Below are 16,431 nucleotides of genomic sequence, written 5' to 3' on the forward strand. Positions count from 1 at the left end.
CATGCGGATCGAGCTCCCCGCCAAGAAAAAGCTGGTCTACGAGATGTCGATCCCCATTCGCTGGGGCGACATGGACGCAATGGGTCACCTGAACAACGGCACCTACTTTCGATACCTTGAAACAGCGCGCATCGACTGGATGAGCTCACTCGGCGTACCGACGAATGCGCCCGAAGGCGAGGGCATGGTGATCGTCAATGCCTTTTGCAACTTCTACCGTCAGCTCGAATACCCCGGCAACGTGTTGCTCAAGATGTATGTGAGCGACCCGGCACGCACCACCTTCGAGACTTGGGGGACGATGGCGCGGGCCGACGCACCCGATGTCGTGTGTGCGGAGGGTGGCGCGACCACGATCTGGATCGACTACGGCAAGCAGAAGGCCACGACTCTGCCGGACTGGCTGCGCGCGCTCGTCAGCGACTGAGCTGGCTTTCCGGCGCTCGTGTCGTCGACATGCGCTTCGGCGCGGGCTTCAACACGATGCGCGCTTCGAAGCCCTGCAGCGCACCGAGCGGTGGCGACGCCAGTTCGAGCTGCCCCTCGTGTTTTTGCACGATGGTCGCGACGATCGACAGGCCCAGACCATAGCCCGCCCGGTCGGCGCTGTGTCGAACATGCCGCTCCTGCAGCGACTGCAGCTGCGACGGCGTAACGCCGGGGCCACCATCGCGCACCACGAGCTCGCAGTCGTGCGTGACTTCGATCGTCACGCGGGTGCCGTTGGCGTACTGCAAAGCGTTCTCGACCAGGTTGCGCAAGGCGATGGCGAGCGCATCGAAGTCGCCGAGTGTGGCGGGCGCTTCTGCCTCCGTCTCGGTATCTGCGTCGTCGCCGGGCACCTTGAGGTCGATGCGGTGCTGGGCTTGAAGCCGACCGTCCGGGCCATCGTTGCGGTCGTCTCGCCAGAACTCCTGGGCCACGGTGCCGGCCAGCTTGACCAGATCGACCCGGTCGAGCGACCAGGCCGCGCCGGACTCTGCACGCGACAACTGCAGCAGCTTTTCAGTGCGATGGCTGAGCGTTTCCAGGGCGGCCAGCGCGGCGGCCACGTCTTCGCGCCGCAGATCATGGTCGAGGGCGGTTTGCAGACGCAGCCGTGCGGCCGCGAGCGGTGTGCGCAACTCATGTGCTGCGTTGGCGGCAAGCGCGCGTTCGACGTCGAGCGACTGCGCCAGCCGCTCCAGCAAGCGATTCACATGATCGCCAACGGACAGCAGCTCCTTCGGGAGTCCAGGCAGGCTGATCGGTCGCAAGTCGGCACCGCTGCGCTGTTCGATTTCACCGGTCATTTGTTGCAGCACCTTCAGCTCGGTGCGGGCAATGCGTCCCAGCAACACGGCCAGCAGCGGCACCAGCGCGACCAGCGGAAGCAGCATACCAAAGAGCGTGCGGTTGAGTGCATCGCGTCGCGCGCTTTGCGGATCGGCCACTTGCAGAAACAGCGGGCGCGTCGGGTGCTTCACCGTGTAGATGCGCCACGTGTCGAGGTTGACGAAGCCCGGCGATGTCGGTACGTCGAAGGTGTCCGGCGGTGTCTCGGCCGAGCGCAGCAATACCTGCTCGTTCGCATCGACCATCTGGTAGATCACGGCCGCATCTTTGAACAGCGGCGTGGGCGCGACCAATGGCTGGCCAGGCACTTTGTCGGCGATGCGGCGATCGACCTCCGCGACTGCGATGTCGAACATGCGATGCGATACCTCGACCAGCTCGTTGTCGAAGTTGAAATTGATCTCGCGGTCGACATACCAGACCACCGCCAGCACGCTCAGCAGCCAGATGCCACCGACCCAGAAGATCAGCGTGCGGGCAAGGCGGCCGGACAGTGTGTCGAGTGGGATACCGCGCACCTCACTGACCTTCGTCGGTCGCGGATGCCAATCGGTAACCGAGACCGCGCAAGGTCTGGATATGGCCATGCCCAAGCTTGCGGCGCAACCGGCTGATGAAGACCTCCAACGTGTTGCTGTCGGTGTCGTCGTCGAAGCCGTAGAGCGCGTCTTGCAGCAGCTCGCGTGTGTGGATGCGCTCGGGGCGTGTGGCCATCACCCGCAGCAACGCCCACTCCTTTTGCGTCAAGGTGACCGGCTCGCCGTTCTTGCGAACGCTGTCATGTGCCAGATCGATTTCGAGCGTGCCCAACTGCAGCACCGGCGCGCCGACCGAGCTGCGCCGGCGCTCGACGGCACGCAGGCGAGCCAGCAACTCGGCCGGGTCGTAGGGCTTGACGAGGTAGTCATCGGCGCCGGCATCCAGCCCACGGATGCGGTCGGTGACTTGGTCGCGCGCCGTGAGCACGATGACGATGGGACGGTCGCGCAGGGCGCGTATTTGCGGGAAGAGCGAGAGGCCGTCGCCGTCGCCCAGATGCAGGTCGAGCAATACGGCGGCGTACTGCGCCTGAAGCAGTGCGGCACGCGCCTCGGCCAGGCCGGGTGCCGCGTCGACCACGAACGACTTGGCCTGCAGGTAGCCCCGCAACGCATCGCTCAAAGCCATGTCGTCTTCGACCAGCAAAACGCGCACTCGGTATCCTTTTCTTGGGCTCTCTTCAAGACGCTCGATGGGTGACGGTCGAGTCTAGTGCGCTCTTCAGGCTTCGTTCAGGCTAAAGCCCTATGCTCTCTCCTCGGTTTTCGCGACCGACCGTGATCGTCCCGCGTTCGCTGCGCTGTCTAAACGCTGCATGAATCGACCGTCTCCCATTTCCTCTTTTCCTTCAGCTCCGCTCGGCACGTCCCGTCTTGTCGGCATCACGCTCGTCTTGCTCCTGTGCGTCCTGGCCTGGGACGCGTCCGGACTCGACCTGGCGGCGGCGCAGGTCTTCGGCACGCCGGCGGGATTTCCGTGGCGCTGGAGCAAACAGCTCTCTTTCTGGCTGCACGACGTGCCCCGCATTGGCAGCTGGTTCGTGCTGGCCGCCTGCTTCGCGTCGATTCGCTGGCCGGTCAGCGTGCTGCGGCAGCTCGACCGCGTCGAACGAACCCAGCTGGCCTTGTCTGCGCTGGCCGCAGTGCTCGCCGTGTCGTTGATGAAGTCGCACAGCAAGACCAGTTGCCCATGGGATCTGCAGGTTTTCGGCGGCATTGCGCGCTATGTTTCGCACTGGGCGATCGGGGTGGCGGACGGTGGGCCGGGTGGGTGCTTTCCGGCCGGTCATGCCTCAGCGGCCTTCGCCTGGTTCGGCGGGTACTTCGTCTTCAGGCGCGCCTCGCCGGCCGTGGCGCGCCGCTGGCTGGTCGTGGTGCTGGTGATGGGCAGCGTGTTCGGCATCGTTCAGCAAATGCGGGGCGCGCACTACATGAGCCACACGTTGTGGACCGCATGGATTTGCTGGACGGTCACGTTCGCGATCGATGCGGCGGTGCGTTTCGCGCGGAGGCCCGCAGTGCGCATTGCCGCTAAAGAGGCGGCATGAAGCGCCATGAAGCGCCATGAAGATATCAAGGGATTAAAAGAATGACGACGACTTCCAGCCCGCTCGCAACTTTCGATGCATGGGTTCGCCAACCGCGGTCGGCACGCACGTTCATTTTCTGCCTGAGCCTGTATCTGGCAGTGGCCGCCAACTGGGCGCTGTGGATCGATCTGGCCCGCATCGGCGGTGCGCCCAGCGTGTACCTGCGCACCATCGGCGCGATGGCGCTGCTGATGATCGCGGGCACCACCGCGCTGCTGTCGTTCACCGCGTGGTCGCGCTTCATGAAGCCGCTGTGGTTCGCGGTCGTGGTGCTGGCTGCGGTGGTGCAGCACTACATGTTGGCCTATCACATCGTGATGGACCCGAGCATGATGGCCAATGCAACGCAGACCGATCCGCACGAGGTGCGCGACCTGCTGAGCTGGCGCATGGCGCTCAACGTTTTGCTGGTCGTCGCGCTGCCGGCCTTCTGGATCTGGCGCATGCGCATCAAGCGGATGCCACTGTGGTCGCAGGGTTGGCGCAACCTGGCGCTTGCCGCGGTGGCGCTGGCCATCGGCCTCGGCGGCGCCTTTGTCATGAACCGCGACCTCGCCCCGTTGATGCGCAACGAGGTGCATCTGCGCTACATGATCAACCCGTTGGCGCCGCTTTACTCCGCGATGCGCGTGGTGGTCAAGCCGCTCTTTCAGCGCAGCGGAAAATTGATTCCGATCACGGCTGGCGCCAAGCTCGGTGCCAGCTATGCCGCCCAGGCCAAACCGCCTCTCTTCGTGGTGGTCGTCGGCGAAACGGCGCGTGCCGATCACTTCGCGCTGAACGGCTATGCGCGCAACACCAACCCGGAACTGGCGAAGCGCGACGTCTACAGCTTTCATAACGTTCACTCGTGCGGTACCAACACGCTGGCATCGGTGCCGTGCATGTTCTCTTCGCTCGGCAAGACGGATTTCGAGGCGCGCAAGGACGAGCATGAAAACCTGCTCGACGTGCTGCAGGCGTCTGGCCTCGCGGTGTTCTGGATCGAGAACCAGTCGGGCTGCAAGGACGTGTGCAATCGCGTGCCCAATGCGTCGGCCGTGACAAGTCTTTCGGCCGCCGACAAGGCTGCGCTCTGCGACGGCGACGAGTGCCTCGACGATGCGTTGCTCAAAGGACTCGACGAGCGGTTGGCCGCCTTGCCGCCGGAACGCCGCAACAAAGGCGTGGTGCTCGTCATGCACCAAATGGGCAGCCACGGCCCGGCTTACTACAAGCGCTCGACCGCCGACGTGAAGCAGTTCCTGCCCGAATGCCGGACCAATGCGTTGGCTGAATGCGGCCATACCGAACTGGTCAACGGCTACGACAACTCGATCTTGTACACCGATCGTTTTCTCGGCCGCACCATCGACTGGCTCAAGACGCGATCCAAGGACTACGACACCGCGCTTCTGTACCAGAGCGACCATGGCGAATCGCTCGGCGAGTTCGGCCTGTTCCTGCATGGCTTGCCCTACAGCATCGCACCCGAAGTGCAAAAGCACATCCCGCTTGTGGCGTGGTTCGGCGATGGCATGGTCAAGCGCCAGAAGCTGTCGAGTGCTTGCCTGAAAGGCGAACTCGACAAGCCCTATACGCACGACAACCTGTTCCACACCGCGCTCGGTGTAATGGACGTGCAGTCGCCGACCTACAAGCCGGCGCTCGACATGTTCGCTGCGTGCCGAGCCCCTGCGGCCTGAGGCCTTATTTCTTCTCGCGTGGCACGCGGCCCATCATGAAGAACTCGTTGTTCGGCTGCATGCCGCTGAAGCTGGCCATGCGGTTGCTCAGGCCGAAGAACGAGGTGATCGCGGCGATGTCCCAGATGTCTTCGTCGTCGAAGCCGTGGGCATGCAACGCGGTGAAGTCGGCTTCCTCGATTTCGTGCGAGCGGTCGCAGACCTTCATCGCGAAGTCGAGCATGGCGCGCTGACGCGGTGTGATGTCGGCCTTGCGGTAGTTGACTGCCACCTGGTCCGCGACCAGCGGCTTCTTCTCGTAGATGCGCAGCAAGGCGCCGTGCGCCACTACGCAGTAGAGGCACTGGTTGGCAGCGCTGGTGGTGGTGACGATCATCTCGCGGTCGCCCTTGGTGAGCGAACCTTCGTCCTTCAGCATCAACGCATCGTGGTACGCGAAGAAGGCGCGCCACTCGGCCGGGCGACGTGCCAATGCGAGGAAGACGTTGGGCACGAAGCCGGCCTTCTCCTGTACCGCGAGCACGGCGGTGCGGATGTCGTCGGGCAAGTCTTTGAGTTCGGCGAGCGGGTAGCGTGTGGTCATGACGAAGATCATAGTCAGCGCTGGCGGCGCGCGCGGCCACAATGCATCAACAACCCATTGAGACGATGAACGAGCCCAGTGAAACTCCTCCGGCGGCAATGTCCACCACGACGCGCTTGCGCATCACCGCCGTTGGCATGGTCGTTGCGGCTGCGTTCACGACGTGGGTTTTTGGACCAAAGTCAGTAACGAAAGCAACGCCGGCTGAAAGTGTGGCGGCGCCGTCGCTTCCCGCGTCACCTCGCGAATCGGATCCCAAGGACGCTACGAGCGCGACTGCGGGTGTGGCGAAATGACGCGAGGCTCTTGCGGTGCCGAATCAAGCACCGCCAGATCGCTCTCGTCCTTTAGTGCCACACCGGTCAGGCCGCGACGCAACGACTCGCGCATCAGCCACGCGAGCTTGAACGCGGCAATGTCATAGGCCAGGCCTTCGGGCCGCACGTTAGAGATGCAATTGCGCTCGGCGTCGTGCCGGCCGCGCTTCGGCGAATGGGTCAGGTAGATGCCAAGGCTGTCGGGGGAACTCAGGCCCGGTCGCTCGCCGATGAGCATCACCGACAGCGCCGCGCCGAACACTTCACCGGCCTCGTCGGCCAGCGCCACGCGCGCCTGCGATGCGATGACGACAGGCGCGAATCGCGTGTCGGGCGGCAAGTGTTTTCGCAGTGCAGCGAGCAACGGTACGGCATGGCGTTCGATCGCCAGCGACGACAGGCCATCGCCGATCACGATGCACACTTCGGCCCGATTCGCCTCGTTGACTTGCGCGGCATCGGCACGCAACCTGGCCGCGTCTTCGGCATCGAGTTGACGGCCGAGGTCGGGGCGGCGCAGGTACTCCGTGCGGTCGGTCGCGCGACTGCGCACGCGCTCGACGATCCAGCCATTGGCCTGCAACTCGGCGTCGAGCTTGTCCAGATCGAGCGCTGCATGAATGGCGTCGCGCGCCATCGCGTGGGCCCAGCCGAAGCGCAAGGTCTCGTCGGTCGGCATGCCGGAGCCGGCACGGCCCAAGGCGAGGCGTGCTGGCGTACGGGAGCGCCACTCCTGCCAGGGGTTGGGCGTGACCGGCGAAGTCATACGCCGAGCGCGGCCAAGCCGCCCATGCCCGCGAGCAGTCGATTCGGTTGATGGGAAGAGGGTGGCGCGAGCCGACCGGCGCTGTCTGTGATCTGCATCTTCTGCAACCACGCCTCGAACTCCGGCGCACGCTTCAAGCCCAGTGTCTCGCGCAGGAACAGCGCGTCGTGGAACGAGGTGCTCTGGTAGTTGAGCATCACGTCGTCGGCCCCCGGCACACCCATGATGAAGTTGATGCCCGCCGTGCCCAGCAGCACCAGCAGCGTGTCCATGTCGTCCTGGTCTGCCTCGGCATGGTTGGTGTAGCAGATGTCGCAACCGATCGGCAGGCCGAGTAGCTTGCCGCAGAAGTGGTCTTCGAGTCCTGCGCGAATGATCTGCTTTCCGTCGAATAAATACTCGGGTCCGATAAAGCCGACCACCGTGTTGATGAGAAACGGCTTGTAGCGCCGCGCCAGCGCATAGGCACGCACCTCGCAGGTCTGCTGGTCGACGCCGAAGTTGGCATTGGCCGACAGCGCGCTGCCTTGCCCGGTCTCGAAGTACATGACGTTGTCGCCGACCGTGCCGCGCTTGAGCGATAACGCCGCCGCATACGCTTCGTCGAGCAACTCGGGTGTCACGCCGAAAGACAGGTTGGCTTTTTCGGTGCCGGCGATCGACTGGAACACCAGGTCGACCGGGGCCCCGGCTTCCACCAGCTTCAACGTGTTGGTCACGTGGGTCAGCACGCAGCTCTGCGTCGGAATTTCGAAGCGCTGGATCACCTCGTCGAGCATGTGCAGCAGGTTGCCGAGCACCGGCATGCTGTCCGATGCGGGGTTGAGTCCGATGACCGCATCGCCAGCACCGTAGAGAAGGCCGTCGAGCGTCGATGCCGCGACGCCGCGCAGGTCGTCGGTCGGGTGGTTGGGTTGCAGCCGAACCGACAGATGGCCGGGCAGGCCGACGGTGTCTCTGAACCGCGTGACGACGCTGCATTTCTTGGCGACCGAAACCAGGTCCTGGTTGCGCATGAGCTTGGAAACCGCGGCGACCATTTCGGGTGTGAGGCCGGGTGCCAACGCTGTGAGCGTGACGGTGGTCGCCTGCTCCGACAGCAGCCAGTTGCGGAAGTCGCCGACCGTCAGATGCGAGACGGGCGCAAAGGCAGCGACGTCGTGGCTGTCGATGATGAGGCGCGTGATGTTGTCGCTCTCGTAAGGCACCAGCGCTTCGTTTAAAAATCGCTTGAGTGGCGTGTCGGCAAGGACATATCGGGCAGCCATGCGCTGTTGTGACGTGGCCGCGCCGATGCCAGCCAGATAGTCGCCTGAACGCGCCGGGCTCGCGAACGCCATGACCTGTTTGAGGTCATCGAACGTGAAGACTTGGCCTTCTATCGTGGTGCTGTATTGCATGTTCTTGGCGTGTCGATCTGGTAGCGGGTACTTCCCGTTCATGTGGAAAGCATCGCATCCGGCGCAGCAGCCAGGCGCTGTTTGGCCGTCGCCAAAAAGTAAACGTAGCCCAATGCCATCAGCACGACGAAGAACAACGTCAGCATCGCATTGAACCAGACCATCGCCCCTAAACACACCAGCCCCAGGCCGAATGCGATGGCTGGAAACACGGGGTAGAAGGGCGCGCGATAGGTGCGCAACAAATCCGGCTCGGACTTGCGCAGCTTGAACAGTGCCGCCATCGAAATCAGGTACATCACGATCGCGCCGAGCACGGCCATCGTCACGATGTTGGCGGTCAGGGTCTGGCCGCCGAACTGGACCAGCTCGTCGCTGAAGATCGCGACGACACCGATCACGCCACCGGCCAACAGCGCGCGGTGCGGCGTGTTGAAGCGGGGGCTCAGAGCGGCGAAATACTTGGGCAAGTAGCCAGCGCGGGCCAGCGCGAAGATCTGCCGCGAGTAGCCCATGATGATGCCGTGGAAGGAGGCGATGAGGCCGAACAGGCCGATCCACACCAGCATGTGCAGCCAGCCGCTGTTCTCGCCGACCACCACCTTCATCGCCTGCGGCAACGGGTCGTTGATGTTGGCCAGCTTGCGCCAGTCGCCCACGCCGCCCGCGAAGATCATCACGCCGAAGGCGAGGATCACCAGCGTGACGATGCCGGTCGTGTAGGCGATGGGAATGGTGCGGTGCGGATCGCGCGCTTCTTCAGCCGCCATGGCCGCGCCTTCGATGGCGAGGAAGAACCAGATCGCGAACGGAATCGACGCGAAGATGCCGGAGACTGCCGCGCCGTTGAGCACGTCGCCGCCCGCCCATCCGTTGGCGACGAAGTTGGCCAGCGACCAGCCCGGCGTGACCACGCCCATGAACATGAGCAGCTCGAAGATGGCGAGCAGCGTCACGAAGAGTTCGAAGGCCGCCGCGATGCCGACACCGACCCAATTGAGCGCGATGAAGATGACGTACGCGCCGAGCGCGAACCATTTCGGGTTGACGCCTGGAAACTGCACGTTGAGGTACGCGCCGATCGCCAGCGCGATGGCCGGCGGCGCGAAGACGAACTCGATCAGCGTGGCGAAGCCGGCCACGAAGCCGCCCATCGGTCCGAAGGCGCGCCGCGCATAGGCGAAGGGTCCTCCGGCGTGCGGAATGGCGGTCGACAACTCGGTGAAGCTGAAGATGAAGGTCGTGTACATCGTCGCGACCAGCACGGTGGCGACCAGGAAGCCGAGCGTGCCGGCGGTGTTTCAGCCGTAGCTCCAGCCGAAGTATTCGCCCGAGATGACGAGGCCGACCGCGATGCCCCACAGCTGGAACGGACCGAGCACTTTTCGAAGACCCGAAGACATGGGGTTTTTCCTTCCAGGTTGCAGATGGCCATTGCACCGCAAGACCAATGCCACCGCGTGTCGGCCGTGGCGCTGCAGCTTCGCAATAATGGACCTTTTCCATGCGCGGCTTCATGGACCGCTCTCAACCTGCAAGGACTTCCCGTGCGATCTCTTCTCCTTTCTGTTTCCTTCGGCATCTCTGCCCTGTGCCTGTCAACTGCAACCTTTGCGCAAAGCGCCCCCGTCACCACCCCGAGCGGCCTGGTCTACCAATCCCTCAAAGACGGCACCGGCGCCTCGCCGGCCGCGACCGACGTCGTCAAGGTCCATTACAAGGGCACCTTCCCGGACAGCGGCAAGGAATTCGATAGCTCGTACTCGCGCGGCGAGCCGACCGAATTTCCGCTGAACGGCGTGATCCCGTGCTGGACCGAAGGCGTGCAGAAAATGAAGGTCGGCGGCAAGGCCAAGCTGACCTGCCCGCCGGCGATCGCCTACGGTTCACGCGGTGCCGGCGGCGTGATCCCGCCGAATGCGACGCTCAACTTCGAAGTCGAGCTGGTCGCGGTCAAAGGCAAGTAAGCAGAAAACGCCTCAGATCTGCGCCATCCCGCCGTCGACGAACAGCTCGATCCCGTTGACGAAGCTGCTGTCGTCCGACGCGAGGAAAACCACCGCTTTACCGATCTCGTCCGGCGTGCCGACGCGCCCCAGCGGAATGGTCTGCACCTGTGCCTCGACGAAGCCATCGATCTGCTCTTTTGTCAGGCCGAGATGGTCATAAGCTGGCGTCGGCACCACGCCAGGGCTGACCACGTTGACGCGGATGCCGAGGTCTTTCAGGTCGAGCGTCCAACTGCGGGCAAAGCTTCGCACTGCCGCTTTTGTCGCGCTGTACACGCTGAAGGCCGGATTGCCCTTGATCGACGTGATCGATGCGTTGAGCACAATGGACGAGCCCTTGGGCATCAGCGGTAACGCCTTTTGCACCGTGAACAGCAGGCCGCGCACGTTGGTGTTGAACGTGGAGTCGAAGTGTTCTTCGGTGATCTGCCCGAGCGGTACCAGGCTGCCGCCGCCCGCGTTGGCGAAGAGCACGTCGAGGCGGCCTTTCTGCCTCTTGATGACGTCGTAGACGCGGTCGAGGTCGGCCAGCTTGGCGACGTCTCCCTGAATCCCGAATGCGTTGGCACCGATACCTTTTACTGCTGCATCGAGTTCTGCCTGACGGCGCCCGGTGATGAAGACATAAGCGCCTTCAGCGACGAAGCGCTTGGCGGTCGCGAGCCCGATCCCGCTGGTGCCGCCGGTGACGAGGGTGATCTTGTCTTTGAGTTTGTCGGTCATGGTTCTTCCTTGTTCGTGCGGCACAGGCGTCAAGCGAATTGCTTGTGTCGTTGCCTGCTTTGCGCCGCCGCTGAACGAAGTGTGGGAGCTATGACCGTCGAGACCAATACGGTAGGCGGGACTTGTCTGTTTCCGATCTGCTCACAATCCGTGTCCGTCGGAGCTCAAGACGGCTGGTACTGATACAGCCAGGTTTCCGACAACGTCTGCTCGCCCAGTTTCAAAAAGAGCCGCAGGTCGACCGGTGCATTGCCGTCGGCGGTGAAGTCGAACTGCGCGCGCCAATGCCCTGCGACGCCGTCAGGCACAGCTTCCGAAAAAACGTACGAGAACTTGCCCGTCGCCGCGCTCGGCACCAGTCCCGGTTTGACGCCCGGCGGCAACGTGGTCAATGGGCCACCAAAAAACTCGACCACGAACTTGCGGACCCCCGCAGGTCGCTTTTTGCCCGGCTGTCCGCCACGTCCGATGCGCGTGCCGACGCAACGCGCTAGCGGCGAAGGAAAAGGCTCGTCTGCAGCCCAGTGAAGGCGATAGGCAAGGTCGTACTGCGTGCCCGCTTTGGCCGGCGCGGAAGGAACCCAAAACGCCACCGCGTTGTCGTGGATCTCGTCGTCGGTCGGGATCTCGACCAGCTGCACCGTGCCTTCGCCCCAGTCGCTGCGCGGCTCGATCCAGAGGCTGGGGCGCTTGTCGTAGCTGACGCCATCGAGGTAGTGATCGAACGCGCGATCGCGCTGCAACAAGCCGAAGCCTTTGGGAGACTTGTCGATGAACGTGGAGGCACGCGTTTGCGTCGGGTTGTTGAGCGGTCGCCAAATGTGCTCGCCGTTGCCGGTCCACATTGCCAGGCCGTCGGAGTCGTGCACTTCGGGCCGCCAGTCGATGCCCGTCGGCTTCATGGTTTCGGAAAACCAGAACATCGAGGTGAGCGGGGCCAGGCCCAACCGTGCCACGTTGCGGCGCAGGAAGATCCGGCTTTCGACGTCCATCGTCACCGCCTTGTCGCGACGCATGACGAAGCGGTAGGCGCCGGTGATGCTCGGTCCTTCGAGCAATGCGTAGACCGTCATCGACGGGGAGTCGGTGGCCTTGTCGGATAGGGACGGCTCGAAGTAGAAGTGGGTGAAGGCCGGAAACTCTTCAGGCTTGTCGGGCACTGCGACATCGAGCGCTACCGCACGGGCCGACAGCCCGTATTGATAAAGCTCACCGATGGCCCGAAAGTACGAGGCACCCAGAAACGCGACCCAATCGTTCTTGTGCCAGTCGAGCTTCGCTGGATTTTTGAAGCGGCTCTCCTGCACACGGAATCCTGCGAAGCCGACGCCTTCGGGCAACTGCCTTGCCGGGCTGTCGTCGGGCATGGTGAACAGGGTCGGGTCGTACAGCACTTCGCGCGCGAAAGCGTCGGCGCCTGATGCTTCGAGCACGTGCATGTGGACCGGTGCCGGGAAGTAGCGGCCGAGGTGAAAGAAGGTGACCGGGAACGCGCCGGGACCATTGGCGAAGAGCGAGCGATCGGCTTTGAACTGGATCTTGCCGTGCGCTTCGTAGTCGATGCGCTCGATGACTTCCGGCGCCAGCGGTGCGGCCGCCACGTAGGGCCGTGCGGCCATGCTCTGCGCCTGTGCCTTCAGCCGGTCGAACGAAAACGGCGTCGGCGGGCCCAGCTTGAGTCCGGCCGCGTCGAGCGCGACCGTGCGGGTTTGTGCATCGACGGCGGTGCTCCATACGGCCAGCGCCGCGCTGGCAGCTGCTGCGGACAGAAAGGCACGCCTGTCTATTTTGCAGGGCCGGTCGTTGGGAGAAGGCATCGACGCAGAGCGTAACGTCACGCTATCCACCAACTCGTAGTCCGGAGCCGCTCCTGCCCGGCATTCGGCGTCAGGCAGCGATGAGCTTCTGCACCAGCTCCGCGGTCGTCGATGCAATGTACTTTCGCATCAGCCGCGCCCGGGACATTCACGTTCGCGCGACCAGAAGGTCTCGCCACGCGGCGCGCCGTACAGGCCGTCGAGTTGCTTCATCATCGATGGCGGCAGGAGCAGGGTAGGGTGTCGCCATTACGAATTACTACGTATAAGGCCACGTAGTATCGTTCCGGGCAGCGCAGTCCCGAAGATCATTTCGGGTACCGCTTTTCGTTCGTTTTCCCTTTCGTTTTTTCCCTTTCGTTTTATTCACCGAGCAAGGATCACAGGCCATGGCGAACAAAATCTATCCGTCCGCCGACGCGGCACTCAAAGGCGTCGTTGCCGACGGGCAAACGCTGGCGGTCGGCGGCTTCGGCCTTTGCGGCATACCGGAGGCGCTGATCGATGCACTGCACGATTCCGGCGTCAAGAACCTCACCTGCATTTCGAACAATGCGGGCGTCGATGGCTTTGGCCTCGGCAAGCTGCTGGGCACGCGGCAGATCAAGAAAATGGTCGCGTCGTACGTCGGCGAGAACAAGGAGTTCGAACGGCAATACCTGGCCGGCGAACTCGAACTCGAATTCACGCCCCAAGGCACACTGGCCGAAAAGCTGCGCGCCGGCGGCGCCGGCATTCCGGCCTTCTTCACCAAGACCGGTGTCGGTACGCTGGTGGCCGAAGGCAAGGAACTGCGCGAGTTCATCACCGACGGAGTGAGCGAGACCTACGTGATGGAGCATTCGCTGGTGCCCGATGTGGCGTTGGTCAAGGCGCACATCGCCGATACCTCCGGCAACCTGCGCTTTCGGCTGACAGCACGTAACTTCAACCCCGCCGTGGCCATGGCCGGAAAGATCTGCATCGTCGAGGTCGAGAAGATCGTCGAACTCGGGGAACTCGCACCTGACGACATCCATCTGCCGGGCATCTACGTGCACCGCATCGTGCTGAACGCGACGCCTGAAAAGCGCATCGAAAAGCGCACCGTGACCGCCGCTGCGCCGGCCGACGTGGCGGCTGCCAAGGAAGAAGCCAAGGCCGTGATCGCGCACGCTGCCGCCGTTGGCGCCGAGATGCCTGTTCCCGTCGTGCCCGCCGGCACCAGCAACAAGAAACAAGGAGCCTGACATGCCCTGGACGCAAGACCAAATGGCCGCCCGTGCGGCGCAAGAGCTCGAAGACGGCTTCTACGTGAACCTGGGCATCGGCATTCCGACGCTGGTTGCCAATTTCGTCGGTGACAAGGAAGTCTGGCTGCAGAGCGAAAACGGCATGCTGGGCATCGGCGCGTTCCCGACCGAAGACATGGTCGACGCCGACCTCATCAACGCCGGCAAGCAGACCGTGACCACGCTGCCGGGCAGCGCCATCTTCGGCAGCCACGAAAGCTTTGCCATGATCCGCGGCGGCAAGATCAACCTCAGCATCCTGGGCGCCATGCAAGTGAGCGCCAAGGGCGACCTCGCCAACTGGATGATCCCCGGCAAGATGGTCAAGGGCATGGGCGGCGCGATGGACCTGGTGGCCGGCGTCAAGCGCGTGATCGTGCTGATGGAGCACGTCGCCAAGAAGAAGGACGGCACCGAAGACCTGAAAATTCTTGAAGAGTGCACGCTGCCATTGACTGGCGTGGGCGTGGTCGATCGCATCATCACCGACATGGCCGTGCTCGATGTGACGCCTGAAGGCCTCAAGCTCGTCGAGCTGGCCGACGGTGTGACCTTCGATGCGCTTCAGGCCAAGACAGGCGTGAAGCTGATCAAGTAAGCAAGCGACGTTGCAAGGCACCCAAGGCACCCAAGGAGCCCGCCGCCCTGCGCATGCGAATGCTCAGGGCGTTGTCTTTGATGCTGTCGATGCTGGATCGGGCGCGGTCGGTGGCACGGCAGGCGCAGTCGGTGCGGGCGCGGCAGCCGCCACCGGTGCCGCATTCGGCGGTATCTGGTAGCTCCAGGTTTCGCTGATCGCCTTGTCGCCCTGCAGCAGCGCCGCGCGCATCTCCACCGGCTGTACGGGGTTCTTCACCTTCACCCGCAATGTGAGCCGCCAACCGTTGATCGCCGTGTTGCGCTGAAGCACGTTCTCCAGCAGCTCCGCGTTGTCACCGACACTGACCTGCGCCGTGACCACGGCATCGGCAGGCAGCTGCGACAGCCGCGGCCCTTCGAAGTCGATCAGCAACGCCGTGCTGCCATCGAGCTTCCGGATCAGGTTGGGCTGCATCAACTCGCCGGCCGTGTTGAATGTCTGCCGTACCCAGGCGTTGTCCTGGCCGTGCAGGGCAGCTTCGTCGGTGGTCCAGTGCATGCGGTAGGCGTACTGAATCGCCTGACCTTTCTTCGGTTGCACGTCGGGCGTCCAGAAGGCGACGATGTTGTCGTTGGTCTCGTCCGGCGTCGGGATCTCGACCAGCTCGACCTTGCCCTTGCCCCACTTGCCCTGCGGCTCGATCCACGCGCTCGGGCGCAGGTCGTAGCGGTCTTTCAGATCTTCGAAGCGCGAGAACTCGCGGCCACGCTGCAGCAGGCCGAAGCCCAGCGGGTTCTCGACCTGGAAGGTGCTGATCGACAGATTGCGCGGGTTATTGAGCGGCCGCCATAGCCATTCACCGCTGCCGGTGTGTATGGCCAGACCGTTCGAATCGTGGATGGCCGGGCGAAAATTGCGCTTCTCGCTCTGCTGGTTCGGGCCATACAGGAACATGCTGGTCAACGGCGCGATGCCGAGCGTGTTGACGTCGCCGCGCATGAAAAGGTTGGCCTGCACGTCGAGCACCGCGTCTTTGCCGGGCGTCAGAATGAACTGGTAGGCGCCGGTCGCACGGGGCGAATCGAGCAGCGCATAGATGACCAGTTGCTTGTCTTGTGGATTGGGCCGCTGGATCCAGAACTCGCGAAAGTTGGGAAACTCTTCAGGCGCGGGCAACGCGGTATCGATCGCCAGTCCGCGGCTCGACAACCCATAGACCTGGCCCTTGCCGATCACGCGGAAGTAACTGGCGCCGAGAAAACTCATGATTTCGTCGTCTTTGCCTTCCTGGTTGATCGGGTACATCACCCTGAAGCCGGCATAGCCGAGGTTGGCGGTGGCGTCCTTGTCGAACTTGAGGTCGCCGAAGTCGAAGCGGCTGGCGTCGTACTTGATCTCCCGCACGTCGCCATCGACGATCTCGCTGATCTTGACCGGTGCGTTGAACTGCATGCCCTGGTGATAGAAGCTCAGCTTGAAGGGCGTGCCCTTGTCGCGCCACTCGAACTTGTCGATCAGCGGCTGCATCTTCTGGTAGTCGGCGAACTGCATGTTGCTGAACACCGGCGGCAGGTTGCTGACCGGTGCGACATACGGCTTGTCCATCAGGTCGCGCGCCCGGGCCGTGACGTCGTCCAGCGAAAACGCTTGTGCTTGGCCGGCGATCAGAGCGCTCGACAAAGCCATCAGGCAAGACAGCACGAAGGGAACAGAAACGAAGCGGGCAAAAGGCTTTGTTCTTCGGAGTGCGGCAGTGAGCAACATCGGATGGATCCAGAAGGCGCGATGGAGAAGGCGCGATGGCGTAGGGCGGAGTC

The 16,431-nt window shown here is 63.4% G+C and carries 14 protein-coding genes and 1 pseudogene; 6 read left to right on the plus strand and 9 right to left on the minus strand.

Going from position 1 to position 16,431, the window contains the following annotated elements:
• Position 1 precedes the first annotated feature (1 nt).
• On the plus strand, positions 2–427 hold the full coding sequence (locus QN413_RS15680) for an acyl-CoA thioesterase (RefSeq protein ID WP_323497516.1): 426 nt from the start codon (positions 2–4) through the stop codon (positions 425–427).
• Here the strand turns inward: QN413_RS15680 and QN413_RS15685 are convergent.
• A complete protein-coding gene (locus QN413_RS15685) occupies positions 417–1,853 on the minus strand; it encodes a HAMP domain-containing sensor histidine kinase (RefSeq protein ID WP_323497517.1) in 1,437 nt (478 codons plus the stop codon). The two genes, QN413_RS15680 and QN413_RS15685, sit on opposite strands and share 11 nt — an antisense overlap.
• A 1-nt stretch (position 1,854) precedes the next feature.
• Positions 1,855–2,529 (minus strand): response regulator transcription factor, encoded by a 675-nt coding sequence (locus QN413_RS15690; protein ID WP_323497518.1) that lies wholly within the window; start codon positions 2,527–2,529, stop codon positions 1,855–1,857.
• Positions 2,530–2,689: 160 nt separating this feature from the next.
• On the opposite strand from QN413_RS15690, the gene QN413_RS15695 reads away from it, so the two are divergent.
• Together QN413_RS15695 and QN413_RS15700 are read left to right on the plus strand one after the other, a co-directional pair.
• Positions 2,690–3,421 carry a phosphatase PAP2 family protein gene (locus QN413_RS15695; protein ID WP_323497519.1) on the plus strand — a complete coding sequence of 244 codons (732 nt, stop codon included), beginning with the start codon at positions 2,690–2,692 and terminating at the stop codon, positions 3,419–3,421.
• A gap of 41 nt (positions 3,422–3,462) precedes the next feature.
• Complete coding sequence (locus tag QN413_RS15700; protein WP_323497520.1) at positions 3,463–5,148, plus strand: phosphoethanolamine--lipid A transferase; 1,686 nt, start codon at positions 3,463–3,465, stop codon at positions 5,146–5,148.
• 4 nt (positions 5,149–5,152) lie between these two features.
• Here the strand turns inward: QN413_RS15700 and QN413_RS15705 are convergent, their stop codons facing one another.
• From QN413_RS15705 to eat, 4 genes and pseudogenes are all read right to left on the minus strand, one after another.
• A complete protein-coding gene (locus tag QN413_RS15705; RefSeq protein ID WP_323497521.1) occupies positions 5,153–5,731 on the minus strand; it encodes a peroxidase-related enzyme in 579 nt (192 codons plus the stop codon).
• Between the two features lie 264 nt (positions 5,732–5,995).
• Positions 5,996–6,814, minus strand: coding sequence for an ethanolamine ammonia-lyase subunit EutC (gene eutC / locus QN413_RS15710; RefSeq protein ID WP_323497522.1), 819 nt, complete (start codon positions 6,812–6,814; stop codon positions 5,996–5,998).
• On the minus strand, positions 6,811–8,214 hold the full coding sequence (locus QN413_RS15715; RefSeq protein WP_323497523.1) for an ethanolamine ammonia-lyase subunit EutB: 1,404 nt from the start codon (positions 8,212–8,214) through the stop codon (positions 6,811–6,813). Before QN413_RS15715 ends, eutC begins: the two co-directional genes overlap by 4 nt.
• Positions 8,215–8,252: 38 nt before the next feature.
• Positions 8,253–9,617, minus strand: a pseudogene (gene eat, locus QN413_RS15720) (ethanolamine permease).
• Positions 9,618–9,794: 177 nt separating this feature from the next.
• Here eat and QN413_RS15725 point away from each other — a divergent pair.
• A complete protein-coding gene (locus QN413_RS15725) occupies positions 9,795–10,181 on the plus strand; it encodes an FKBP-type peptidyl-prolyl cis-trans isomerase (RefSeq protein ID WP_323497570.1) in 387 nt (128 codons plus the stop codon).
• Between the two features lie 12 nt (positions 10,182–10,193).
• Here QN413_RS15725 and QN413_RS15730 read toward each other — a convergent pair whose 3' ends face one another.
• Positions 10,194–10,946: an SDR family oxidoreductase gene (locus tag QN413_RS15730; RefSeq protein WP_323497524.1), complete on the minus strand. Its 753-nt coding sequence runs from the start codon at positions 10,944–10,946 to the stop codon at positions 10,194–10,196.
• Between the two features lie 164 nt (positions 10,947–11,110).
• Complete coding sequence (locus QN413_RS15735) at positions 11,111–12,763, minus strand: glucan biosynthesis protein D (protein WP_323497525.1); 1,653 nt, start codon at positions 12,761–12,763, stop codon at positions 11,111–11,113.
• Between the two features lie 389 nt (positions 12,764–13,152).
• Between QN413_RS15735 and QN413_RS15740 the strand changes: the two genes are divergently transcribed.
• Both QN413_RS15740 and QN413_RS15745 read left to right on the plus strand, forming a co-directional pair.
• Positions 13,153–13,992 carry a CoA transferase subunit A gene (locus QN413_RS15740; protein ID WP_323497526.1) on the plus strand — a complete coding sequence of 280 codons (840 nt, stop codon included), beginning with the start codon at positions 13,153–13,155 and terminating at the stop codon, positions 13,990–13,992.
• 1 nt (position 13,993) lies between these two features.
• Positions 13,994–14,632 carry a 3-oxoacid CoA-transferase subunit B gene (locus QN413_RS15745; RefSeq protein WP_187051579.1) on the plus strand — a complete coding sequence of 213 codons (639 nt, stop codon included), beginning with the start codon at positions 13,994–13,996 and terminating at the stop codon, positions 14,630–14,632.
• A gap of 63 nt (positions 14,633–14,695) precedes the next feature.
• Here QN413_RS15745 and QN413_RS15750 read toward each other — a convergent pair whose 3' ends face one another.
• Positions 14,696–16,300 (minus strand): glucan biosynthesis protein G, encoded by a 1,605-nt coding sequence (locus QN413_RS15750; RefSeq protein WP_323497571.1) that lies wholly within the window; start codon positions 16,298–16,300, stop codon positions 14,696–14,698.
• Positions 16,301–16,431: the final 131 nt, after the last annotated feature.

Source organism: Variovorax sp. LG9.2 (assembly GCF_035018885.1).
Classification (GTDB): domain Bacteria; phylum Pseudomonadota; class Gammaproteobacteria; order Burkholderiales; family Burkholderiaceae_C; genus Variovorax.

What these genes read in the sequence shown, in the direction of transcription:
- QN413_RS15680 (WP_323497516.1), top strand. Translation starts at nt 2, where the DNA reads ATGCGGATCGAGCTCCCCGCCAAGAAAAAGCTGGTCTACGAGATGTCG.
- QN413_RS15695 (WP_323497519.1), top strand. Translation starts at nt 2,690, where the DNA reads ATGAATCGACCGTCTCCCATTTCCTCTTTTCCTTCAGCTCCGCTCGGC.
- QN413_RS15700 (WP_323497520.1), top strand. Translation starts at nt 3,463, where the DNA reads ATGACGACGACTTCCAGCCCGCTCGCAACTTTCGATGCATGGGTTCGC.
- QN413_RS15705 (WP_323497521.1), bottom strand. Translation starts at nt 5,731, where the DNA reads ATGACCACACGCTACCCGCTCGCCGAACTCAAAGACTTGCCCGACGAC.
- eutC (WP_323497522.1), bottom strand. Translation starts at nt 6,814, where the DNA reads ATGACTTCGCCGGTCACGCCCAACCCCTGGCAGGAGTGGCGCTCCCGT.
- QN413_RS15715 (WP_323497523.1), bottom strand. Translation starts at nt 8,214, where the DNA reads ATGCAATACAGCACCACGATAGAAGGCCAAGTCTTCACGTTCGATGAC.
- QN413_RS15730 (WP_323497524.1), bottom strand. Translation starts at nt 10,946, where the DNA reads ATGACCGACAAACTCAAAGACAAGATCACCCTCGTCACCGGCGGCACC.
- QN413_RS15735 (WP_323497525.1), bottom strand. Translation starts at nt 12,763, where the DNA reads ATGCCTTCTCCCAACGACCGGCCCTGCAAAATAGACAGGCGTGCCTTT.
- QN413_RS15740 (WP_323497526.1), top strand. Translation starts at nt 13,153, where the DNA reads ATGGCGAACAAAATCTATCCGTCCGCCGACGCGGCACTCAAAGGCGTC.
- QN413_RS15745 (WP_187051579.1), top strand. Translation starts at nt 13,994, where the DNA reads ATGCCCTGGACGCAAGACCAAATGGCCGCCCGTGCGGCGCAAGAGCTC.
- QN413_RS15750 (WP_323497571.1), bottom strand. Translation starts at nt 16,300, where the DNA reads ATGGCTTTGTCGAGCGCTCTGATCGCCGGCCAAGCACAAGCGTTTTCG.